Genomic DNA, 21,446 nt, shown 5'->3' on the forward strand with positions numbered 1-21,446 from the left:
GCCAACGGATCTTTAACCTAGAGGCTTCGTCGGAATAGGCCCGAGTCCCGTCAGCCGTGCGCTTCAGCGGTTCCGGCGCGGTATCTGACACATCCTGTATCACTTCGCTGACTGGCCTTTCGCCACAAACAAAAACGGCACACCCGTTGCCGAATGTGCCGTTCTGCTACCCACCGGATCGGTGGGCGAACTTATCGCCCTGCCAGCGCCGGCATGACGCGTGGACGCAGGCCCTCGCCGAGGATGGTCAGCGCACCGATGGCGCCGGCAATCCAGTACCAGCGCGCCAGCGGGTCGAAGCCCAGCCAGCCGAGGGCATGCAGGAAGACCATGGTGATCAGCACCGGGCAGACATAGCGCACCATGAACAGCCACAGCGCGTAACCCAGCGGTGGCAGATCCAGCTCATCACGCATGATCTCGCTGCGCAGCACGTAGCCGGCGAAGATAACGATGAAGATTCCGCCCAGCGGCATCATCCAGCGTGAGGTCAGGTAGTCCAGCCAGTCGAAGAAGTTCTTGTCCATCGGCGCCCACCCGGCCATCAGATTGAACGAGAGCATCGCCAGCAGACTGATCACCAGCAATACGGTGCCTGCACCCATGGCAGCCTTGAGACGGCTGATGCCGTGTTTTTCGTTAAGGTAGGCCACGGTGGCCTCGATCATCGAAATGGCGGAGGTCAGCGCCGCGATCGACACCATCGCGAAGAACAGGGTGCCGAACAGCGTACCGAACGGCATCTGCTGGAAGGCCAGCGGCAGGCTCATGAAGATCAAGCCGGGGCCCGCGGTCGGGTCCATGCCGTTGGCAAAGATGATCGGGAAGATTGCCAGTCCCGCCAGCAGCGCCACGCAGGTATCGGCGATGGCGACCATGAAGGTGGTGCGGGTAATGGATTGATCGTCGGGAATATAGGAGCCGTAGGTGAGGATCGCACCGGACGCCAGGCTCAGGGTAAAAAAGGCATGGCCGAGCGCAGCCAGCAGCGCTTCACCGGTGAGCTTGGAGGTATCGAAGCTGAACAGGAAGGCGAACCCCTGATCGAAGCCGCCGCTGGTGAAGGCATAGCCGACCAGAATCAGCAGCATCACTGCAAGCCCCGGCATCATCCAGCGCACCGCGCGTTCGATGCCCTGCTGCACACCTTTGGCGACGATCCACAGCGTCAGCAACGCCACCAGCACACTCCAGCCACCGAGCTGCCAGGGATTGGCGTTGTGCGCCTCGAACACCTGCGCCAGGCTATCGACGGAGCTGGCGGCGAGCGAGCCGTCGAGCATCTTGACGGTATAGGCAAACGCCCAGCCGGCCACCACGACATAGAAACAGAGAATCAGGAAGCCGGCCGCCATGGCCATGCCACCGACACCCTTCCAGATCGGGCTGCTGCCGTTCTCACGCACCGCCCGACCGATAGCATCGATGGGGCTGCCACGGCCGCGACGGCCGATGGCGATCTCGGTCATCATCACCGGGATACCGATAGCCAGGATGCACGCCAGGTACATCAGCACGAAGGCGCCACCGCCGTATTCGCCGGTGATATAGGGGAATTTCCAGATGTTGCCCAGGCCGACGGCCGAACCGGTCGCAGCGAGGATGAAGCCCCAGCGGGAAAGCCAGAGGTTCTTGGGTTTTTCACGGGTCATGCGTCACCTGTTTGTTGTTATCTGTGACGGAATCGAACCCGCCGCGCTCGTGGCGCGACGGAGTGGCAAGGCGGATCAACCTTTATTGAGCGTCGGGCTGCACCTCCGGAGCTGCTTTGGCAAAAGCTTCGAGGGTTTCGCACTGCTCGGTCATCTGCAAAATGCGTGGATACGCACTGAGGTCACAGGAAAAACGGCGCGCATTGTATACCTGTGGAACCAGGCACGCCTCCAGATAACCCGGCCGCCTGCCGAGTGACAGTTTGCCGTCGAACGCGGCCAGCCCCTGCTCGACACCGGCGAGGCCCGTGGCGATCCAGTGGCGGATCCACTGCTGCTTGGCCTCATCCTCGACGCCCAGCGTGCCGCTGAGGTATTGCAGCACCCGCAGATTGTTCAGCGGATGCAAATCACAGGCGATGTGCAATGCCAGCGAACGTACTTGAGCCCGATCGGCTGGATCGTCCGGTAGCAAGGCCGGGAGCGGGAACACCTCTTCCAGGTATTCGAGGATGGCCAGCGACTGGCTGATGCGCTCGCGGCCATCGACCAGAAGCGGCACCAGCTCCTGCGGATTGAGCGTCTTGTAGTCGGCCGAATGCTGCTGACCGCCATCCTTGACCAGATGTACGGGCAAATTTTCGAACGCCAATCCCTTGAGGTTCAAGGCGATGCGCACCCGGTAGGCAGCGCTGGAACGCCAGTAACCGTAGAGCTTCAGCGTGGGTGATCCGGCTGTTTCGTTCATGTCAGTGTTGTTCATGAAATCCCTGCTTGTGTTGCCTGCTCGTAGGATGGATGACACTTTCTTCATCCGCCTTCGGCCGCTGCGGTGTTCTCGACCCGCCTGGTGGTGAAGTTGACCCACCCTACCGCTCCAACGGCGGTGCGCGCAGTCTCGTCGGGCGGGCTTCAGCCCATCGTTCAGCTTTGCATCGGTGGGCTGAAGCCCACCCTACGGTTTATTCCTCACCGATCACGCCGCGGCGAACCTGATCTTCCTCGATGGATTCGAACAGGGCCTTGAAGTTGCCCTCGCCGAAACCTTGGTTGCCCTTGCGCTGAATGATCTCGAAGAAGATCGGGCCGATCACCGTGTTGGTGAAGATCTGCAGCAGGATGCCGTCATCGCCCGGCGCACCGTCGATCAGCAGGTTCAGCTCGCGCAGCACATCGGTGGGCTCGCCGTGGCCGGCAACGCGGGTATCGACCTTCTCGTAATAGGTGTCCGGCGTGCGCATGAAATCCACGCCGTTGGCGCGCAGCTGGCGCACGGTGGCGTAGATGTCGTCGGTCGACAGCGCGATATGCTGGATGCCTTCGCCGTGGTACTCGCGGATGAATTCCTCGATCTGCGACTTGTCGTCCGCCGACTCGTTGATCGGGATGCGAATCTTGCCGCACGGCGCGGTCATCGCGCGGGAGAAGAGGCCGGTGAGCTTGCCTTCGATGTCGAAGTAGCGGATCTCGCGGAAGTTGGCGATGCGCTCGTAGAAACCGGACCAGACGTCCATCTGCCCGCGCATGACGTTGTGGGTCAGGTGGTCGATGCACATCAGGCCGACGGCGTTGTCATTCGGCGTACGGCCCTTGATGAACTCGAAGTCGACGTCATAGATGCTCTTGTCGCCGTAGCGGTCGACGAGATACAGCAGCGAGCCGCCGATGCCTTCGACGCAGGGGATGTTCAGCTCGCCAAAGTTGGCATGACTGCCGACCAGCGTGGCGCCCTGGGATTCGACATAGGCGGCGGCCTGGGCAGCGTTTTTCACCCGGAATGCCATGGCACAGGCACTCGGCCCGTGTTTCTCGGCGAAGGCATGCACGTGCCCGGTAGGGCTGCCGTTGAGCACGATATTGATATCGTTCTGCTGGAACAGCCAGACCTCCTTGGAGCGGTGCCTGGCGGTTTCGGTGAAGCCCATCTGATTGAACAGCTGACGCAGCTGCTCGATGCCCTCGGCGTTCGGCGCCGTGAATTCGACGAATTCAAAGCCGTCGGTACCGATAGGGTTATGCTGTTCGATCTTGGTCACGGCGTTCATTTCGCCTCCTGATTCTTGTTATAGGTGCCGCTGCACGGTTTGGCTGCGCCCATCACAAACCAGAGGGAGAAGCTCCACAAGCCCGCATTCAGCGCCATGCGCAGCTTTGCCAGGGCCGCGCTGGAAGCTTTTCTTTACAACCCGACGGAAGGCCCGGAGGACGAGCTTGCAAGCCCTTATCCGTAACGAAAAGCTGACAACCGGGCTGCCAGCCACCGCACTTAATTAGCTAGCTCCGGCTGGGCTGGTGGGCTGAAGCCCACCCTACTGTCATCGGTAGAGCGGGCTTCAGCCCACCGATGGGCCGCCCGATCCCCAGCTCGTAGGGTGGGCTTTAGCCCACCGAGGCCTGTGCAAGGCGCTGCCCTGTCGTGCGACAGAGATCGTCAATGGCTGCTAGAGCAACCCGCTCAGATTGAGAAACACCAGCACGATCGCCAGCGGAGTGCCGAACCGCAGCAGTAACCACCAGGCGCGGAACAGCCCGCCCTGACCAATGCCGATGGCCTCGCGCACCGTTTGCTCCTTCAGCACCCAGCCGGTGAACAGCACCGTCGCCAAGCCACCCAGCGGCATTAACCAGTTGGTGGTCAGGTAGTCGAGACTGTCGAAGAAGGTCTTGCCGAACAGCATGAAGTCGGACCAGTAATTGAACGAGAACACGCTGCCCAGGCTCAGCAACCAAAGCAATCCACCGCTGGTCAGCACCGCCTTGAGACGGCTCATGCCGAAGCGTTCGGTCATCCAGGCGATGCTTGGCTCACTCAACGAGATGGCCGACGTCAACGCCGCAATCACCAGCATGATGAAGAACAACCCACCCACCAGCTGGCCCAGCGGCATCTGCCCGAAGGCGATCGGCAGGGTGACGAAGATCAGGCCAGGACCCGCGCCCGGCTCCAGCCCGTTGCCGAATACCAGGGGAAAGATTGCCAAGCCGGCCAACAGCGCGACGGCCGTATCAGCCAGTGCGACCAGAATCGACGTCTTGGCGATCGAGGTGCCTTCCGGCAGGTAGGAGCCGTACACCATCATCGCGCCGCAACCGAGGCTGAGCGTGAAGAAGGCGTGGCCCAGGGCGATGAGCACACTGGTCGCGGTCAGCTTGGAGAAGTCTGGAACGAAGAGGAATTCCGCACCGCGGGCGAATTCACCATTGAGCGCCGCATAGCCGACCAGCGCCAACAGCAGCACGAACAACCCCGGCATGAGAAAGCGCAGCGAGCGCTCCAACCCGCCCCGCACACCCAGCCCGACAATCAGCATGGTCGCCGCCAGCACTAGGCTGCCGCTGACGATCAGCCGCAGCGGGTCGGCCAGCAATGCGCCGAACATCTCGCCGCTCGCCTCACCGGTCACCCCGTTGAAGCCACCGCTCAGGGTGGTCGGGACATACGCCAGCGCCCAGCCTGCCACCACCAGATAGAAGCTCAGGATGAGAAACCCGGTCAGTCCACCCAACCAGCCGGCAACGCGCCAACGCGAGCTAGCTCCAGCCTCGCGCGCCAGGCGCGCCACTGCACCGTCGGGATTCTGCCGTCCGCGCCGACCGATCATCACCTCGGCCATCAGCAGTGGGATGCCGATCAGCAGAATGCACGCCAGATAGACCAGCACGAAGGCGCCGCCGCCGTTCTCGCCGGTGATGTAAGGGAATTTCCAGATATTGCCCAGGCCGACCGCCGATCCCGTGGCGGCAAGGAAGAACACCCAGCGCGAGGACCAAAGGCCACGCGCCGCGCTTTGCTGCGTACGAACGGAGGCGCCACCGAGCGTGCCGGCGACGAGGCTGCTTTTGTCAGTCATTGCGGATTCCTGCTTGTTGTTTTTGTCAGGCTGTTGTCAGGGGAAACGCCGGCAGGCAGGCCCGACCACACGATGGCGGTACAGCACTGCGAAGATCTGATCGGTGTTTTCCACATAGCTCGGCAGTACAACTGGGCTGCCGAAAAAAACGGGGCGGCACAGGCCGCCCGAAGGTCACGCGTGTAAGCGCTGCTCGCTCGGCTGCTCGCCCGGTTCGCCAACCCGCAGCCGCTCGAGGGCCAGACGATCAGCGATGATCGAGGTCGGCTCGCCACTGGCGGCCGCACGGTCGAAGATTTCGCGCAGCGTGTCGCCGATGCTTTTGATATGCGCATCGATGCGTGCCGCGCTGCCACCGACGCGCTGGTAATACACATCAATGATGCCGCCGGCGTTGATCGCGTAATCCGGTGCATAGAGGTGATTGCGCCGCTGCAATTCGACGCCGATATCCGGGCTCGCCAGTTGGTTATTGGCCGCCCCAGCAATAACTGGCGCGCGGAGGGTCTGCAGTGTCTCTGCATTGAGGATGCCGCCCATGGCGCAGGGCGCGAACACATCCACATCGAGCCCGTAGATATCGTGCGGGCGCACCGCGTGGGCACCGAGTTCATCCATCGCCTGTCGCACATTGGCATCGAAGATGTCGCACACCCACAGCTCGGCACCCGCCGCCTTGAGATGCCGTGCCAGACCAAGACCGACATGGCCAACGCCCTGGATGGCGACTTTCAGCCCCTGCAGGTCATCCCGGCCGAGGCGCTGGCGCACCGCCTCACGCAGGCCGACGAAGACACCGAGCGCGGTAGAGGGCGAAGGGTCGCCGCTGACAATGCTGCCGTCGAGCGTGGTGCGCGGCGTGGCGCCGATGACATGCCGGGTGCGCTGGGCGAAGGCCTGCATTTCCGGCTCGCCAGTGCCCGAGTCGGCGGCGGTGATGTAGCGCCCGCCGAGGCTATCGACGAAATCGCCCATTGCATGCAGCAGCGCCTGGCTCTTGCCGGTGTGCGGATCGCCGATCATCACCGCCTTGCCGCCACCGAGCTTGAGACCGGCCAAGGACGACTTCAGCGTCATGCCGCGAGACAGACGCAGCACGTCGCGCAGCGCATCGTCGTCGCTCACGTACGGGAACATCCGGCAACCGCCCAGCGCCGGGCCGAGCGTGGTGTCGTGGATGGCGATGATGGCGCGCAGACCCGATGCCTTGTCATGGCAGAACACCACCTGTTCGTGGTGATCGAAATCGGGATGGGTGAAGACGGACATTTGCGGATTCCTCTGTTGTTGTTCTGTTCAGGCGCCTGCAGTCCAGGCCCCTTCGAATGTTCTGTCTGCATATGCGCTTGCGTTTGCCGGCCGGGCGACGGCCGTACGTCCAAAACCGGTGGGCTGAAGCCCACCCTACGGCCGCGCCACTCGGACTGCTGTCGTAGGGTGGGCTTTAGCCCACCAATGCGCGAAGCCCCGGCGGGCTAAAGCGGAACGCCGCCCGGCCCGCCCGACTCCGTAGCGCTACGCGTCAAGCCGCCGGCTCGAACAGCCGCACGGTCTGCACCTCGTCGCCGCGGTTCAGCTGTTCCTTGAGCAGCTTCTCCTGCTGGCGCGCTTGGCAATCGAATGCTCCTTCACCGGGCCATAACCACGGATCAGCTCGGGTAGCGCAGCGATAGCCACAGCGGTGCGGTAGTTGGTCGGCTTGAGTTTCGCCAGCAGTCCGTCGAGGTTGCGCTCGTACTCGCCGATCAACTCGCGCTCCACACGGCGGTCATGGCCGTAACCGAATACATCCAACGGCGTGCCGCGGAGGAACTTCAGCTTGGCTAGCACGTTGAAGGCATTCAGCACCCAAGGCCCAAGTTCACGCTTGCGCGGCTCGCCAGTGGTGCTGTCGCGCTTGGCCAGCCAGGCCGGTGCCAGGTGGAACTGCAGCTTGTAGTCGCCTTCGAACTGCGCCTCGAGCTGCTGGCGAAACTCCGGCTCGCTGTACAGCCGCGCCACTTCGTACTCGTCCTTGTAGGCGAGCAGCTTGAAGTAGTAACGCGCCACGGCTTTCGAGAGCGCCAGGTCATCCGCGGTATCCACCGCACGCACGCGCTCGACCATCGAGCGATAGCGCTTGGCATAGGCCGCGTTCTGGTACTTGGTAAGGAAGTTCATGCGCCAGTCGACGATCTCTTCCAGGGTCTGGCAGAGCGGTTCGGCCATTTCCACCGGACGCGCCAGCTTTTCGACCGCCTCGCGCTCCAGTGCCGCACGACGGCCCCAGCGGAACGCCTGCTGGTTCAGCTCTGCGGCGACGCCGTTGATGCTGATGGCCTTTTCGATGGCCTCGGCGGACAGCGGCAGCAACCCTTGCTGATAGGCAAAGCCCAGCAGAAACAGGTTGGTGGCGATGCTATCGCCCAGCAGCCGAGTGGCCAGGAAGGTCGCATCGATGAAGTGGGTTTTCTCTGCGCCCACCGCATCGACCAGCGCTTCGCGCATGGCCTTGCCCGGCACCTGAGCATCAGGGTTACGGGTGAACTCGGCGGTTGCCGACTCGTGACTATTGATCACCGCATTACTGATCTGATCGTTGAGGCGGGTCAGGGAATCCTCGCCGGCAGCCACCACCAGATCGCAGCCCAGCAGCAGATCGGTTTCGCCTGCGGCGATGCGCACGGCATAGATATCGTCTTGCTTGGCGGCGATACGCACGTGAGTGACCACCGGGCCGAACTTCTGCGCCAGACCGGCCTGGTCGAGCACCGTGCAGCCCTTGCCTTCCAGATGCGCGGCCATGCCCAGCAGCGCGCCGAGGGTGGTCACACCGCTGCCGCCAACGCCTGGAATCAGCACGTTCCAGGGGCGGTCCAGCGTCGGGTGCTGCGGCTCAGGCAATGTCGCCGCCTCGATACCGCCCGCCATCGCCTCGGGCTTGCGCAGCCCACCACCGTGCACGGTGACAAAGCTCGGGCAGAAGCCTTCGACGCAGGAAAAGTCCTTGTTGCAGGCGTTCTGATCGATTTCACGCTTGCGGCCCAGTTCGGTTTCCAGCGGCATCACTGCCAAGCAGTTGGACTTCTCGCCGCAGTCGCCACAACCCTCGCACACCGCCGGGTTGATGAAGGCACGCTTGGCCGGGTCTTCCAGCTTGCCGCGCTTGCGCCGACGGCGTTTCTCAGTGGCGCAAGTCTGGTCATAGATGATCACCGAGACACCCTTGAACTCGCGCAACTCTCGCTGCACGGCGTCCAGATCGCGGCGGTGGTGGAAGCTGGTGATGGAGGCGAAGGTTTCGCGGGTCGGGTATTTGTCCGGCTCGTCACTGACCAGCGCGATGCGTTTCACGCCTTCATCGGCGATCTGCCGACTGAGCTGATCGACCCGCAGTTCACCGTCGATGGGCTGGCCACCGGTCATGGCCACCGCATCGTTATAGAGAATCTTGAAGGTGATGTTCACACCGGCGGCCACCGCAGCGCGCACGGCCAGGCTGCCAGAGTGGAAGTAGGTGCCATCGCCCAGGTTCTGGAACATGTGCGGGGTGTCGGTGAACGGCGCCTGGCCGATCCAGTTGACGCCCTCCCCGCCCATCTGGGTGAAGGTCTCGGTGCGGCGGTCCATCCACTGCACCATGTAGTGACAGCCGATGCCGGCCGAGGCGCGGCTGCCTTCCGGCACCTTGGTCGAGGTGTTGTGCGGGCAGCCGGAGCAGTAATGCGGCGTGCGAACGGTGTCGTAGCTGCGCGCCGCCAAGGCCTTTTCCTTGGCGGAGAGGAACGCGAGCCGCGCCTGGATGCTGTCGCTGGTGTAGATCGGCGCGAGACGCTTGGCGATCACCCGGGCGATCATCGCCGGGGTCAGCTCGGAGAGGTTCGGCAGCAAGGAATTACCGTGCTCATCGAACTCGCCGACCACCCGCGGACGCTTGTCCAGCGGCCAGTTGTAGAGCTGCCCGGTGAGCTGGTCTTCAAGGATGCTGCGCTTCTCCTCGACGACGAGAATCTCGTCCAGCCCCTGTGCGAACTCATGCACCGAGACCGGCTCCAGCGGCCAGCTCATGCCGACCTTCAATACGCGCAGGCCGACGGAGGCGCACAGCGCTTCGTCCAGCCCAAGGTCGTCCAGTGCCTGGCGAACGTCGAGATATGACTTGCCGGTGGTGATGATGCCCAGTCGCGGGTTCGGCGAATCGAGCATCACCTGGTTGAGGTTGTTGGCGCGGGCGAAGGCGCGCGCGGCGTAGATCTTGTACAGATTGAGGCGCTTTTCCTGCGCCAGCGGCGGGTCCGGCCAGCGGATGTGTACGCCGTCTTCGGGCAGTTCGAAGTCATCAGGGATGCGCGTTTTCACGCGGAGCGGATCGACTTCAACAACCGCGGAGGAGTCGACGTTCTCGGCGATGGTCTTGAGCGCCACCCAGCAACCGGAATAGCGCGAGAGCTCCCAGCCGATGATGCCGTAGTCGAGGATTTCCTGGACGTTGGACGGGTTGAGCACCGGGATCGAGGCGGCAATGAATGCGTGTTCACTCTGGTGCGGCAATGTCGAGGATTTGCAGCCGTGGTCGTCGCCGGCCAGCAGCAGCACGCCGCCATGGGGCGAGACGCCAGCGGCGTTGCCGTGCTTGAAGACGTCACCGGAGCGGTCGACACCCGGCCCCTTGCCGTACCACATGGCGAACACGCCGTCGTACTTGGCGCCCGGAAACAGGTTGGTCTGCTGACTGCCCCAGACCGCCGTCGCCGCCAGTTCCTCGTTGAGGCCCGGCTGGAAATGGATGGCGTGCTGCTTCAGGTAATCGCGGGCTTCCCAGAGGCTCTTGTCCAGCATGCCCAGCGGCGAGCCGCGGTAGCCGGAGATAAAGCAACCGGTATTCAGGTTTTGGGCCTGGTCGCGTTGATGCTGCAGCATGGGCAGGCGGGTCAGCGCCTGGGTGCCGGTGAGGTACAGATGCCCGGTTGCGAGCCGGTACTTGTCATCCAGGCGGATCTCGGCCAGTGACATGTGGCGCTCCTGTTTGTTTTTATCGGAGTCTGGACGGCTTCTTAAGCCATCCGCCTAACAAGGCTGTGGGAGCTGCACGGAAAGCTTTCCCACGCCAGCACACAGCAAGGGATCACCTCACCGTTGCGCGTTGGATAAGAGTTTGGCCGTGACGCCGAGCGATTTTCTTTCTACTTTTGCTGTGTAAGCGCACTCGCGTGCATGATCCATCCACTAACAACAACAAAAAGAGAACGAACATGCAGACCCCGCTGAGCAGCATCGACCGCAAGATTTTGCTGCTGCTGCAACACAACGCCGACCTGTCCGCTGCGGAGATCGCAGAAAAGGTCGAGCTGTCGCAATCGCCGTGCTGGCGCCGCATCAACCGCATGCAGGAAGAAGGGCTGATCGAACGCAAGGTCGCGCTGCTCAACCCGAAGAAGCTCGGGTTGAACATGACGGTGTTCGTCAACATCAAACTCTCCGCCCATGGACGCAGCAACCTCGATGAGTTCGAACGCGCGGTGGTCGGTTATCCCGAGGTGCTCGAATGCCACACCATGGCCGGCGAGTCGGATTACCTGCTCAAAGTGGTGGCCAAGGACATTGACAGCTATGAACGGTTTCTTCGCGACCAGCTGTTGCAGCGCCCTCATGTGCAGGAAGCGCATTCACATATCGCGATGAGTGAGGTGAAGCGCACCACCGAGCTGCCGTTGGATTAGCGTGGCGAAGATCAGGCCTGTTGAGGCTGCGGCCGTATGTCGAAACGATGGCTTGCCCAGCGCAGCGCCAGCGGTCCGAACAACAGCAGGAGCCCCATCAGAGCGAAGGCCGCCCACCATCCCAGTAGCTGATCGTCGCCCAGCGCGTCGAGCACCATGCCAAACAGCAAGGGCCCGAGGAACGCACCGGTAAATCCGGTGCAGGAATACAGCGCCATGGCGGCGCCGCGGTAGCTGGCAGGTGCCACGGCTACCAATCCGGCGGTGAGCGCGGCCGAGTCGGCGGTCACCGTGAGGCTGTAGCAGAGAATCAGCATCAGCAGCGCCCAGAACGGCAACACAGCGCCGAGTCCGATCAGGCCTGCCAGTACGGCGGAAAGCAGCATTACCGACATCAGCCAGCGCTGCCGACCGAAGCGAATCGCCATCTCGTTGCCGAGGATACTGGCCGGCATGCCGATCAGTGTCGCCAGCATCGCTATCCAGGTCCCGCTCAGCCAGGGCGCCTGCCCCTGCCAGTCACCGGTAAACACGATGAACGCCACCAGCCAGGCGCGAAAGGCGAACAGTTCCAGGTTGTGCATGGCGTAAGCCAGGCAATAGGCGATGACAGGGCGTTCCATCAGCGGCGCCAAATCCAGCCAGCGCCGCGGCGCATGCTGGGCGACCGGTTTAGGTGGCAACCCGCGCCACACCATCACCCAGGCCAGCAGCGCGCAGCCGCCACTGAGCAGTGCCGGCAGTTGCCAGCCTCCGAGCTTGGCCAGTTCACCGGCGAGCAGGAAGGAAAGCGCCGTGCCGAGCCCGAAGCTCGCCGTGTAGAAGGCAATGGCGCGCGACTGTGCCGGCCCCTCAATGCGCTCAGACAAGGCCTTCAGCCCAGGCATGTAAGTGCCGGCCAGGCCAATGCCGGCCAGCATGCGCCAGAGCAGCGCCGACCAGAAGTCATCGGCCAGCACAAAGCCAACGCTGGCGAATGCGGTCAGTAGCATCGCCCAAAGGTAGATCAGCCGCGCATCGTAACGATCGGTCAGCCCGGTCAGGACCGGCACCGCCAGCATGTAACCAAGAAAGAATCCGCCGCCGATCCAGCCCGCTTCGGTGTTGTCAAGCGCCCAGAGCAGCTGGAACTCAGGCAGCAACGCGGCGAACAGCGCAAAACCGGCCATGCCCAGGGTTTCCGCGAGGCACATCACCAAGGTGAGACGGCGAGCAGTCGAGCTCGCTTCGGAAGTGGGTGATGAGACATCGGTCGGGTTCATTCGGCATCCATCGTCGCGGCGATTCCGGTAATGGAACGCACCCAGCTCCTCACAGAGCCTGACCGTCCCAGGCCAGGGTGACCCCAGCCGGCAGCGCGGCGGGGTTGTCCAGCAACCAGGCGTCCAGATTGTGGCCAATATGGGTGAGCAGCGCGTGCCTCGGCTGAAGCTCGGCAATCACCGCCAGCGCTCGGGTCAGATCGTTGTGGTTCTGCGGTGACGTCTGCGGCGGGCTCGAGCAGTCCAGCACCAGCAGGTCCAGCGATTGTTGGCGCAGCACGCTCACGCTGGCGTCGGGCACGCCCAGGGTGTCCGTGAGATAGGCGATGCGCCGGCCCATCCCTTCGAACAAATAGCCCAGGGTCGGCTTGGAGTGATTGAGCGGTAATGCAGTGACGCCCAGTTCGCCCAGCTCGCGATGTTCCAATGCTTCGAAAGGCGCCGAAAAATCCAGAATACCGGGATGCTTGTAGAGATCGGCCAAGCCTTCAGGGTCACTTGGGCCATGCACCGGTATGCGCAACCCGAGCCCCCAGCGCAGATGCAGCAGGCCTTGGGCGTGGTCGGCGTGGTAATGGGTCTGCAGGATTCCGCTGAGGCTGCCGGGCGCGAAACGCTCGGTGAGGTCGGTCAGGCCGCTGTCGATCAACCAGCGCTGCGCGCCGCACTCGATCAACGCGCAGCAGGGGCCGCGGCGCCAGGCCGGATCGAGCCGGGCACGCTGGCAAGCGGCGCATTCGCAGTTGTACACCGGCACCTGACGGGCATTGCCGCTGCCGAGGATGGTCAGGCGCATGCCGGAGCCCGGTCGATCAGTTGCAGCAGACGCTGCACGGTTTGTTCCAGCGGCCCAGAATTATCCAGGATCAACGCCTCGCCCTGCTCCGCCGCCGAGCGGAACTGTTCATTGCGAGCCAGCCGTGCCTCGATCTCATTGATCGACTCACGCCCCCGCGCCAGCAGTCGCTCACGCAGCACCGGCAACGCCACCGTGAGCAACACCGGCTGCAACTGCGGATAACGCCGATGCGCCTCGCTCAGATAGCCCCGCGATCCATTGACCAGCACATCCTCGCCCGCCGCCAGCCAGTCATCGATCTGCCGGGAAATGCCGTAATGCAGACCGTTGGCTTGCCAGTCCAGGGCGAAAGCGCCGTTGCGGCGCAGTCGCTCGAACTCGGCCTCAGTCACTGCCAGGGCATCCTCGCCCACCGCCTCGGCAGAACGGGTGATAACGCGCCGGGCGATCCTGCACCCGCGCGCCTGCAGCGGCTCGCGGGCGGTCAGCAGCAGGCTGTCCTTGCCGGCACCGGATGGGCCCATCAGATAGATCAGTCGTCCCGTCATCCGTCCGTTCATCAAAACACCCTTCTGCCTTGTCGCCATACCTGTCGGACCACCGGCATGCCATGCCTGTCACTTGCTTGCAGCAGATCGGCGCGCAAACCGGGGCGAATCTGCCCGCGGTCGTCGAGACCCGCCGCCTGAGCCGGCGCCAGACTGACCGTGGCGACCGCTTTGGGCAAATCATAGGCATTGCCCAGCGCCGCGAGCTGAAACGCGGCCTGCAACAGGCTGGCCGGATAGTAATCGCTGGAGAGGATGTCCAGCGCACCGCGACGGGCCAGATCAGCCGCGGCAATATTGCCCGAATGCGAGCCGCCACGAACGATGTTCGGTGCGCCCATCAGCACCTTGAGCCCACGCGCATGGCTGGCCTCGGCCGCCTCGAAGGTGGTCGGGAATTCAGCGATCGCCATGCCGAAACCGGCCGATTCCTCGACGTGCGCGAGGGTGGCGTCATCGTGGCTGGCCAGCGCCAATCCGCGGGCCTGACAGATCTCGACGACGGCGCGGCGCTGGCGGTCGCTGTGCTGTCTGGAATTGGCGACTTGCTGATCGCTGAACGCATCCATCTCCGTCTCGCTGAGGTGGTATTTGCCCATGTAGTACTCGCGGTACTTCTGCGCCTGGGCGAACTGCCGCTGGCCCGGCGAATGATCCATCACCGATACCAATTGCACCAGCGGCTGTTCCACCAGATCGCGGAACAGGCTTAGCGCATCCGGATGGCAGACTTCGCAGCGCAGGTGCAGCCGATGCTCAGCACGGGTGTCTCCGCTGGCCTCGGCATGGGCAATGGCGTCGAGCATGGCCGGCAACTGCTGCATGCGCTTGCCGCGCGGATTGATGTCACCGATGGACAATGCATCGAACACCGTGGTGATCCCAGCGGCGACGATCTGCGCATCGTGGGTCAGCACCGCGGAGGCCGAAGGCCAGTCGACACCAGGGCGCGGCGTCATGTGCTTTTCCAGATTGTCGGTGTGCAACTCGACCAGGCCGGGCATCAGGTAGTCGCCGCCCAGATCCTGGGCCTGCGGCAGTCGGCTGTTGCCTTCGTCGAACTCGGCGATCAGCCCATCGCGGATCACCAGCGTGCCGTCGATCACCCGATCGGCGGTAACGACTCGGGCGTTGCTCAGAATCAGTTCAGCAGGCATGGCGATGCTCCTCGGCGGTCATGTCCAGGTAGCGGTCGGCGACCGCCTCGCGTATGGCACGGTCATGGAAGATGCCGATCAGCGCGGCCCCTGCGGCCTTGGCCTCGCTGATCAGCTCCAGCACCACCCGGCAGTTGGCCTCGTCCAGCGAGGCGGTTGGCTCGTCCAGCAGCAACACCGGCCACTGCACCATGAAGCCGCGCGCCAGGTTCACGCGCTGCTGCTCGCCACCGGAAAAGGTGCCGGGGGCCAATTGCCAGAGCCGCTCGGGGATGTTCAGTCGGGCCAACAGATTCTCTGCACGCGCACGTGCCTGTTCACGGTCCCAGCCACGCGCCAGGGCCGGTGCCATGACCACCTCCAGGCACGGCACCCGCGGAATCACCCGCAGAAACTGGCTGACATAGCCGAGACTTTCGCGACGGACCGCCAGCAGCTGCCGCGGCTCGGCGCCGACCAGCTCCAGCGGTTCGCCGCGATGGCACAGGCGGATGCTGCCGGTGGCCAGGTAGTTGCCGTACAGGCAGCGCAACAGGGTAGATTTTCCTGCACCGGAACGGCCGTGCAGTACCAGACACTCGCCGGGAGCCACAGTGAAGCTGACCTCGCTCAGTACGTTTAGGGTCACGCCGTGCTGTTGATGGAGCGTGAAGGATTTACGCAGGTTGCGGACTTCGATCGGGTTGTTCATGAGTTACCTCGCAACGAAAGGAAAGGCTGAAGGCCGTACCGGCGTGCCTGATTTGCGAGCAAGAACTCGGCGGGGCTCGCGGCTCGCACTGGCCCCTTGGAGCCAGCTTGCTGGCCAAGCTCTTTGCGCAAGACCGTTCGTCCCGGGCGCTGCCCGGTTCGCGAGCAAGCTCGCTCCTACAAAGAACGGATGGGCCATGATCCAGCCCATCCTCCCGGCCCCAAGGACACCAGCCGTGCGTAATTCTCGAGCCAAGGGCTCGGCGCCCCCCTCGCGCCTACAAGAGCAGCGGGTAACGTTGCGCTCGCGGCTTACATCGGCCCCTTGTAGGAGCCAGCTTGCTGGCGAAGCTTTTCGCGACGAACCGACCGCCATACCCGGCTTGCTTGTAAGCCCCCTCATGGCTGCAGCACCGACGAGACCAACAGCTGCGAATACGGATGCTGCGGATCATCAAGAATCTGATCGGTAAGGCCGGTTTCCACCACGCGCGAGCGGCGCATGACCATCAGCCGATCCGCCAGCAGCCGCGCCACAGCCAGATCGTGGGTGACGATCACCACGGCCAGATCCAGCTCGTGCACCAGCCCGCGCAACAGGTCGAGCAGGCGCGCCTGCACGGAAACATCGAGACCGCCGGTGGGCTCGTCCATGAACACCAGGCGCGGACCGGACACCAGGTTGCGGGCGATCTGCAGGCGCTGCTGCATGCCGCCGGAGAAGGTGCGCGGCAAGTCATCGATACGTGCCGGATCGATCTCCACCTGGCTCAGCCAATCCAATCCGGCCTGACGCAACTGGCCGTAATGCCGTTGCCCCTGGGCCATCAGCCGCTCGCCGATATTGGCGCCGGCCGAAACGCCCATGCGCAGGCCGTCGCGCGGGTTCTGTTCGACGAAACCCCACTCGGTGCGCAGCAAGTTGCGACGCTCCGCCTCGCTGGCGGCGTAGAGATCGAGCCAGGCACCGTCGCGGCCGCGGTAGCTCACCGAGCCCCGGTCAGGCGGGCAGCGGCCGGAGAGCAGGCTGAGCAGCGTGGACTTACCGGAGCCGGATTCACCGACGATGCCCAGCACCTCACCGGGATAGAGGTCGAAGTCGACGCCCTGGCAGCCAGTATCCGGCCCGTACAGGCGCGTCAGCCCGCGGACCGACAGTAAGGGCTGATCGAGCGGGCTGACGGGTTGTTGCAGTTCGAGCGCGGCGTTCATTCGGCGGCCTCCTGGGCGTCGCGGCGTTGCGTGCAGTAATCGGTATCCGAGCAGACGAAGCGCTTGGTGCCGGCGTCGTCAACAATGAGTTCGTCGAGGTAGGAGCTGTCACTGCCGCAGAAGGCGCAGCACTGATCCCACGCCTGTATCGCGAAGGGGTGATCTTCGAAATCCAGGCTGCGCACGTCTGTGTAGGGCGGCAACGCATAGAGGCGCTTTTCGCGGCCGGCACCGAACAGCATCAGCGCCGGGCTCATGTCCAGCTTCGGGTTATCGAATTTGGGAATTGGCGACGGGTCCATCACGTAGCGGCCATCCACCGTCACCGGGTAGGCGTAGCTGGTGGCGATATGACCGAAGGTGGCGATGTCTTCGTAGAGTTTGACGTGCATGACGCCGTAATCGGCCAGCGCATGCATGGTCCGCGTCTCGCTCTCCGACGGCTCGATGAAGCGCAGCGGTTCGGGAATCGGCACCTGATAGACCATGATCTGGTCATTGCGCAGGGGTGTTTCCGGAATGCGGTGGCGGGTCTGGATCACCGTCGCCTCGGGCGTGCGGGTGGTGGTGGCGACGCCGGCAGTACGGGAGAAGAAGCGACGAATCGACACCGCGTTGGTGGTGTCGTCCGCGCCCTGGTCGATCACCTTAAGCACGTCCTCGGCACCGAGAATGGCGGCGGTCAGCTGCATGCCGCCGGTGCCCCAGCCATAGGGCAGCGGCATCTCGCGCCCGCCGAAGGGCACCTGGTAGCCGGGGATCGCCACGGCTTTGAGCAGCCCGCGGCGGATCATGCGTTTGGTTTGCTCGTCGAGGTAGGCGAAGTTGTAGCCCTGCTCTGTCTCGCCGGGCTGACGGTCAATAACAGTCATATTCATGCGCGGCGCTCCTCGGCATCGGGCTCGGACTCGGCCGTGGCGGTCTCGTCGACCGGCGCGCGGCGGAGCTTGCGGATCAGTTCCAGTTCGGACTGGAAATCGACGTAATGCGGCAGCTTGAGGTGCGAGACGAAACCACCGGCCTCGACGTTGTCGCAGTGCATCAGCACGAATTCTTCCTGCTGCGCCGGGCCCTGCACCGTCTCGCCGTACTCGGCGCCGCGCAGCGCGCGATCGACCAGGGCCATGCCCATGGCCTTGCGCTCGGCGTAACCGAAGGCCAGCCCGTAGCCGCGGGTGAACTGCGGGTCGATGCCCTGCCCGCCGACGAACTGGTTGACCATCTCGCACTCGGTCACTTCGATGTCGCCCAGCGGCACGGCGAAGCCCAACTCTGGCGGTTCCATCCAGACCTCGACCTGGCCGATGCGGATTTCCCCGGCGAAGGGGTGATTGCGGCCGTAGCCACGCTGGGTCGAATAGCCCAGCGCCAGCAGGAAGCCCTCGTCGCCACGAGCCAGCGCTTGCAGTCGTTGGGCGCGGTCGCTGGGAAATTCCAGGGGTTCGCGGGTGATGTCCGGCACGGCGTGGTCTTCGCCGCGTTCCGGTTTCATCAGGCCTTCCTGGGCGAGCAGGTCGAGCACGCGCGGACAGGCCGCCAGCTCGGCGTGAGGATCAAGCTCCGGACCGGGATGTTCGCCTTCGGCCAGCAAGCTGAAATCCAGAAGGCGATGGCTGTAGTCGAAGGTCGGGCCAAGCAGCTGGCCGCCGGGCAAGTCCTTGAAGGTCGCCGAGATCCGCCGGGTCGGACGCATCTGCGCGGTTTCCAACGGGACGCTGGCGCCGAAGCGCGGCAGCGTGGTGCGATAGGCGCGCAGCAGGAAGATCGCTTCGAGCAGATCGCCGGCCGCCTGCTTGATCGCCAGCGCCGCCAGCTCTTCGTCGAACAGCGAGCCTTCGGCCATGACCCGCGCCACCGCCAACGGCAGTTGCTGACGGATCTGATTAACGCTCAATTCGGGCAAGGCGGTGTCGCCGCGGCGCTTCTTCGCCAGCAGCCGGTGAGCATTATCGATGGCCTGTTCGCCACCTTTAACGGCTACGTACATCAGGCGACCTCCTCTATCGATGGCACAATGCGGGTGCTGCGGGGCAAGCCGATCAGTGATTGATCAGCGGCAAAAAACAGATCCAGCCCGCGCGGGAAATCATTCCGGGCGGCGCGCTGCTGCCAGAACGCAGCCGGTACCGGCAGGCTCACCTCGCGCTGGCCGAGGATCCCTGGGCCGCTCCAGCTCAACGCCCGGCCACCCTCGAGGGCATCGAGCTGGACCAGCAGCGTGCAGGACTGGTCGGGAAAGCGTTCACTGCCAGTGCAGTAGCCAGACAGGTCGCCCAACTCCTGAACGCCGAGCAGCGCAAAATCAGCCACCTCACGTTCGGCCACGATTGGGCAACCGCAATGGAAGGCCAGGTTGGCGCGTACCGCTGGCGTATCGAAGGCCGGCGCCAGCCACAGCCGCGTATCCCCGTCGAGCAGGCTCAGGCACAAGGCGTAAGTCGCCGGCGCCAGCGGCTCGAGGGCGGCTATCGGGATGACTGGCTGCGCCAGGCCAGGCTCGGCAAGAGCTTTAAGCGCAGTACGAAACACTCGTTGGCTGTCGAGTACTTGATCGTCGAACGCCGGATGCAACAAATCTGCACTCATCAGTCTTCTCCTCGGACCAGGGTGAAGAATTCCACCTTGCTACTGGCCGTCTCGGCGTCCTGCACCGCACGACGTGCCGCCTGCTCAGCTGCCAACGGATCGATCAGCTGCTGCTGCCAACGCGCCTGATCGCGGCCTTGCAGATGCGCGTCCGCCAGCGCGGCCAATTCGGCGTGACGCTTGTTGCGTCCGGCCACGTAGCTGTAACCGGTGCGGCCGTCGCCAAGGCGAACGACGCATCGGGTCACGCTCATCTCGCCTAGATTGAACGCGGCGCCGGTGCCGCCCATGCGGCCACGGACCAGGGTCATGCCGATCTCTGGGGCACGAACGAGTTGGTAATCGATGTCCTTGAGTGCAGCCTCGTAACGCGCCAGCTCATTGCCGGCGCGGGCAAGCACGCCCATCCAGCGCTGGCGTGTGGCAACTTCAGGGGTCATGTGCGTCTCCATCAGATAGCGACCTGGTATTGGAAGCGGTCGGCGCGGCTGGTCGACAACGACAGCTCCACCGGCCGGCCGGCCAGGTCATGGGAAAGGGTCATAACGGTGAGCAGCGGCGCGTGGCGCGGCATCAGTAGCTGGTCAGCCTCGTCGGGCGTGGGCAGCCGGGCCCCGATCAGGCTGAACGCACGGTGCAGCGGCACATCGCGCTCGGCCAGGTAGTGGCGAAGCGAGCCACCGTTGTAGTCGGCCAGGAGTGCTTGATGACTGGCGCAGAAACGGTGTCGGATCAGGCTTACCGGCTGATCGTCGAGCAGGCGCAGCGTGTGCAGTTCGAGCAACGGTGCGCTCTCGCTCAACGTCAGGTGTTCGGCTTCCTCTGCCGTGGCAGGACGCACCTGCCGCTGCAGCAGCCGAGCCTGTACGCCGTGCCCCTGCGCCGACAGCGACTCGCTGTAAGCGCTACCGACGGCCAATGGATAGATCAACGGCCGCGCCAGGACTCGAGTGCTCCTGCCTTGATGCCTGAGCACCCGCCCCTCGCTGACCAGCTCGTCGATGGCGCGGCGCAGCGTGTGCCGGTTGACCGCAAACCGAGTCGCAAGCTGGACCTCGCCAGGCAGCTGATCGCCTGGCTGCAGATGGCGCAATTCCTCACGCAGCTGGGCGGCCAGTTGCAAGTAGCGCGGCTGCGGTTGTCTAGACATGTGCATGGCTAAAAAAAGACGCTCGTGGCGCCCTCTCCTGTCAGATGAACAGTTTGCGCAAGCGCTGGGAAACGATGTCGATCACGCTCACAACCGCCACGATGACGATCAGCAGCGCGCAGGTCTGGCCGAACTGGAAACCGCGAATGGCCTCCCAGAGAATCACGCCGATGCCGCCAGCGCCGACCATGCCCACCACCGTTGCGGAGCGCACGTTGGATTCGAAGCGATACAGCGCATAGGAAATCCACAGCGGCAGGACTTGCGGGATGACGCCGAAAATCACTTCCTGCAGCGCGCTGGCGCCGGTGGCGCGCACGCCCTCAACCGGGCCCGGCTCAATCGCTTCCACCGCTTCAGCGAATAGCTTGGCGAGCACGCCTGTGGTGCCGACGAACAGCGCCAGTACGCCGGCGAACGGCCCGAGGCCAACCGCAACGACGAAGAGCATCGCGAAGACCATTTCATTGATCGACCGGCACGCATCCATCACCCGCCGGACCGGCTGATAGACCCACCACGGCACGATGTTTTCGGCGCAGAGAATGCCCAGGGGAATCGCGCAGAGAATTGCCAGCACAGTGCCCCATAGCGCGATCTGCACGGTGACGATCATTTCCTTGAGGTACAGCTCCCAGTTGCTAAAGTCCGGTGGAAAGAAGTCAGCAGCAAAGGTCGCCATGTTGCCGCCGTCGCGAATCAGCGCCAGCGGATTCATTTCGGCGCCCTGCCAGGACCAGCCGAGGATCGCCAGAAACAGGCCCCAGCCGATCAATTTGAACCACGAGCGCTTGTGCGGCGCTGCGACAGGGGTCGGTGCGGTTATAGAAGTCATGGAAA

Annotated in this window: 18 protein-coding genes and 1 pseudogene; 1 reads left to right on the forward strand and 18 read right to left on the reverse strand. The window is 63.8% G+C overall.

Annotated features, from left to right (window positions below):
- Nucleotides 1-191: 191 nt before the first annotated feature.
- From DQ405_RS05630 to DQ405_RS05655, 6 genes and pseudogenes are all read right to left on the reverse strand, one after another.
- Nucleotides 192-1,652, reverse strand: a complete 1,461-nt coding sequence (locus DQ405_RS05630) for a sodium-dependent transporter (RefSeq protein WP_168423289.1) — start codon at nt 1,650-1,652, stop codon at nt 192-194.
- An 82-nt stretch (nt 1,653-1,734) separates the two neighbouring features.
- On the reverse strand, nt 1,735-2,415 hold the full coding sequence (gene maiA, locus DQ405_RS05635) for a maleylacetoacetate isomerase (protein ID WP_241729844.1): 681 nt from the start codon (nt 2,413-2,415) through the stop codon (nt 1,735-1,737).
- Nucleotides 2,416-2,614: 199 nt separating this feature from the next.
- Nucleotides 2,615-3,697: a 4-hydroxyphenylpyruvate dioxygenase gene (gene hppD, locus DQ405_RS05640; RefSeq protein ID WP_168423290.1), complete on the reverse strand. Its 1,083-nt coding sequence runs from the start codon at nt 3,695-3,697 to the stop codon at nt 2,615-2,617.
- A gap of 396 nt (nt 3,698-4,093) precedes the next feature.
- Nucleotides 4,094-5,503: a sodium-dependent transporter gene (locus DQ405_RS05645; protein ID WP_168423291.1), complete on the reverse strand. Its 1,410-nt coding sequence runs from the start codon at nt 5,501-5,503 to the stop codon at nt 4,094-4,096.
- A gap of 174 nt (nt 5,504-5,677) precedes the next feature.
- The gene (locus tag DQ405_RS05650; RefSeq protein ID WP_168423292.1) at nt 5,678-6,772 is read right to left on the reverse strand and encodes a Glu/Leu/Phe/Val dehydrogenase dimerization domain-containing protein; all 1,095 of its coding nucleotides are present in this window, start codon (nt 6,770-6,772) and stop codon (nt 5,678-5,680) included.
- 253 nt (nt 6,773-7,025) lie between these two features.
- Nucleotides 7,026-10,495, reverse strand: a pseudogene (locus tag DQ405_RS05655) (indolepyruvate ferredoxin oxidoreductase family protein).
- A 239-nt stretch (nt 10,496-10,734) separates the two neighbouring features.
- Here DQ405_RS05655 and DQ405_RS05660 point away from each other — a divergent pair.
- Nucleotides 10,735-11,202 carry an Lrp/AsnC family transcriptional regulator gene (locus DQ405_RS05660; RefSeq protein WP_019340442.1) on the forward strand — a complete coding sequence of 156 codons (468 nt, stop codon included), beginning with the start codon at nt 10,735-10,737 and terminating at the stop codon, nt 11,200-11,202.
- An 11-nt stretch (nt 11,203-11,213) separates the two neighbouring features.
- Here the strand turns inward: DQ405_RS05660 and DQ405_RS05665 are convergent, their stop codons facing one another.
- The 12 genes from DQ405_RS05665 to phnE form a co-directional block, all read right to left on the reverse strand.
- The gene (locus tag DQ405_RS05665; RefSeq protein ID WP_168423293.1) at nt 11,214-12,464 is read right to left on the reverse strand and encodes an MFS transporter; all 1,251 of its coding nucleotides are present in this window, start codon (nt 12,462-12,464) and stop codon (nt 11,214-11,216) included.
- Between the two features lie 49 nt (nt 12,465-12,513).
- Complete coding sequence (phnP, locus tag DQ405_RS05670) at nt 12,514-13,260, reverse strand: phosphonate metabolism protein PhnP (protein WP_168423294.1); 747 nt, start codon at nt 13,258-13,260, stop codon at nt 12,514-12,516.
- Entirely contained in the window at nt 13,251-13,811 is a 561-nt protein-coding gene (phnN, locus tag DQ405_RS05675; RefSeq protein ID WP_168423429.1) for a phosphonate metabolism protein/1,5-bisphosphokinase (PRPP-forming) PhnN, read from the reverse strand. Before phnN ends, phnP begins: the two co-directional genes overlap by 10 nt.
- 11 nt (nt 13,812-13,822) lie before the next feature.
- A complete protein-coding gene (locus tag DQ405_RS05680) occupies nt 13,823-14,968 on the reverse strand; it encodes an alpha-D-ribose 1-methylphosphonate 5-triphosphate diphosphatase (protein WP_168423295.1) in 1,146 nt (381 codons plus the stop codon).
- Nucleotides 14,958-15,659, reverse strand: a complete 702-nt coding sequence (phnL, locus tag DQ405_RS05685) for a phosphonate C-P lyase system protein PhnL (RefSeq protein ID WP_168423296.1) — start codon at nt 15,657-15,659, stop codon at nt 14,958-14,960. The genes DQ405_RS05680 and phnL overlap by 11 nt, the downstream gene beginning before the upstream one ends.
- Before the next feature lie 398 nt (nt 15,660-16,057).
- Nucleotides 16,058-16,870 carry a phosphonate C-P lyase system protein PhnK gene (phnK, locus tag DQ405_RS05690; protein ID WP_168423297.1) on the reverse strand — a complete coding sequence of 271 codons (813 nt, stop codon included), beginning with the start codon at nt 16,868-16,870 and terminating at the stop codon, nt 16,058-16,060.
- The gene (locus tag DQ405_RS05695; RefSeq protein WP_168423430.1) at nt 16,867-17,742 is read right to left on the reverse strand and encodes an alpha-D-ribose 1-methylphosphonate 5-phosphate C-P-lyase PhnJ; all 876 of its coding nucleotides are present in this window, start codon (nt 17,740-17,742) and stop codon (nt 16,867-16,869) included. Before DQ405_RS05695 ends, phnK begins: the two co-directional genes overlap by 4 nt.
- A 2-nt stretch (nt 17,743-17,744) precedes the next feature.
- The gene (locus DQ405_RS05700) at nt 17,745-18,857 is read right to left on the reverse strand and encodes a carbon-phosphorus lyase complex subunit PhnI (protein ID WP_168423298.1); all 1,113 of its coding nucleotides are present in this window, start codon (nt 18,855-18,857) and stop codon (nt 17,745-17,747) included.
- Nucleotides 18,857-19,456: a phosphonate C-P lyase system protein PhnH gene (phnH, locus tag DQ405_RS05705; RefSeq protein ID WP_168423299.1), complete on the reverse strand. Its 600-nt coding sequence runs from the start codon at nt 19,454-19,456 to the stop codon at nt 18,857-18,859. The genes DQ405_RS05700 and phnH overlap by 1 nt, the downstream gene beginning before the upstream one ends.
- On the reverse strand, nt 19,456-19,908 hold the full coding sequence (phnG, locus tag DQ405_RS05710; protein WP_168423300.1) for a phosphonate C-P lyase system protein PhnG: 453 nt from the start codon (nt 19,906-19,908) through the stop codon (nt 19,456-19,458). Before phnG ends, phnH begins: the two co-directional genes overlap by 1 nt.
- The gene (gene phnF, locus DQ405_RS05715) at nt 19,908-20,612 is read right to left on the reverse strand and encodes a phosphonate metabolism transcriptional regulator PhnF (RefSeq protein WP_168423301.1); all 705 of its coding nucleotides are present in this window, start codon (nt 20,610-20,612) and stop codon (nt 19,908-19,910) included. Before phnF ends, phnG begins: the two co-directional genes overlap by 1 nt.
- 34 nt (nt 20,613-20,646) lie before the next feature.
- Entirely contained in the window at nt 20,647-21,441 is a 795-nt protein-coding gene (phnE, locus tag DQ405_RS05720; protein WP_168423302.1) for a phosphonate ABC transporter, permease protein PhnE, read from the reverse strand.
- Nucleotides 21,442-21,446 lie beyond the last annotated feature (5 nt).

This window comes from Pseudomonas sp. SST3, from assembly GCF_003325755.1.

Coding starts and splice junctions, on each gene's coding strand:
- DQ405_RS05630 (WP_168423289.1), bottom strand. CDS start 1,652: ATGACCCGTGAAAAACCCAAGAACCTCTGGCTTTCCCGCTGGGGCTTC.
- maiA (WP_241729844.1), bottom strand. CDS start 2,415: ATGAACAACACTGACATGAACGAAACAGCCGGATCACCCACGCTGAAG.
- hppD (WP_168423290.1), bottom strand. CDS start 3,697: ATGAACGCCGTGACCAAGATCGAACAGCATAACCCTATCGGTACCGAC.
- DQ405_RS05645 (WP_168423291.1), bottom strand. CDS start 5,503: ATGACTGACAAAAGCAGCCTCGTCGCCGGCACGCTCGGTGGCGCCTCC.
- DQ405_RS05650 (WP_168423292.1), bottom strand. CDS start 6,772: ATGTCCGTCTTCACCCATCCCGATTTCGATCACCACGAACAGGTGGTG.
- DQ405_RS05660 (WP_019340442.1), top strand. CDS start 10,735: ATGCAGACCCCGCTGAGCAGCATCGACCGCAAGATTTTGCTGCTGCTG.
- DQ405_RS05665 (WP_168423293.1), bottom strand. CDS start 12,464: ATGAACCCGACCGATGTCTCATCACCCACTTCCGAAGCGAGCTCGACT.
- phnP (WP_168423294.1), bottom strand. CDS start 13,260: ATGCGCCTGACCATCCTCGGCAGCGGCAATGCCCGTCAGGTGCCGGTG.
- phnN (WP_168423429.1), bottom strand. CDS start 13,811: ATGACGGGACGACTGATCTATCTGATGGGCCCATCCGGTGCCGGCAAG.
- DQ405_RS05680 (WP_168423295.1), bottom strand. CDS start 14,968: ATGCCTGCTGAACTGATTCTGAGCAACGCCCGAGTCGTTACCGCCGAT.
- phnL (WP_168423296.1), bottom strand. CDS start 15,659: ATGAACAACCCGATCGAAGTCCGCAACCTGCGTAAATCCTTCACGCTC.
- phnK (WP_168423297.1), bottom strand. CDS start 16,870: ATGAACGCCGCGCTCGAACTGCAACAACCCGTCAGCCCGCTCGATCAG.
- DQ405_RS05695 (WP_168423430.1), bottom strand. CDS start 17,742: ATGACTGTTATTGACCGTCAGCCCGGCGAGACAGAGCAGGGCTACAAC.
- DQ405_RS05700 (WP_168423298.1), bottom strand. CDS start 18,857: ATGTACGTAGCCGTTAAAGGTGGCGAACAGGCCATCGATAATGCTCAC.
- phnH (WP_168423299.1), bottom strand. CDS start 19,456: ATGAGTGCAGATTTGTTGCATCCGGCGTTCGACGATCAAGTACTCGAC.
- phnG (WP_168423300.1), bottom strand. CDS start 19,908: ATGGAGACGCACATGACCCCTGAAGTTGCCACACGCCAGCGCTGGATG.
- phnF (WP_168423301.1), bottom strand. CDS start 20,612: ATGCACATGTCTAGACAACCGCAGCCGCGCTACTTGCAACTGGCCGCC.
- phnE (WP_168423302.1), bottom strand. CDS start 21,441: ATGACTTCTATAACCGCACCGACCCCTGTCGCAGCGCCGCACAAGCGC.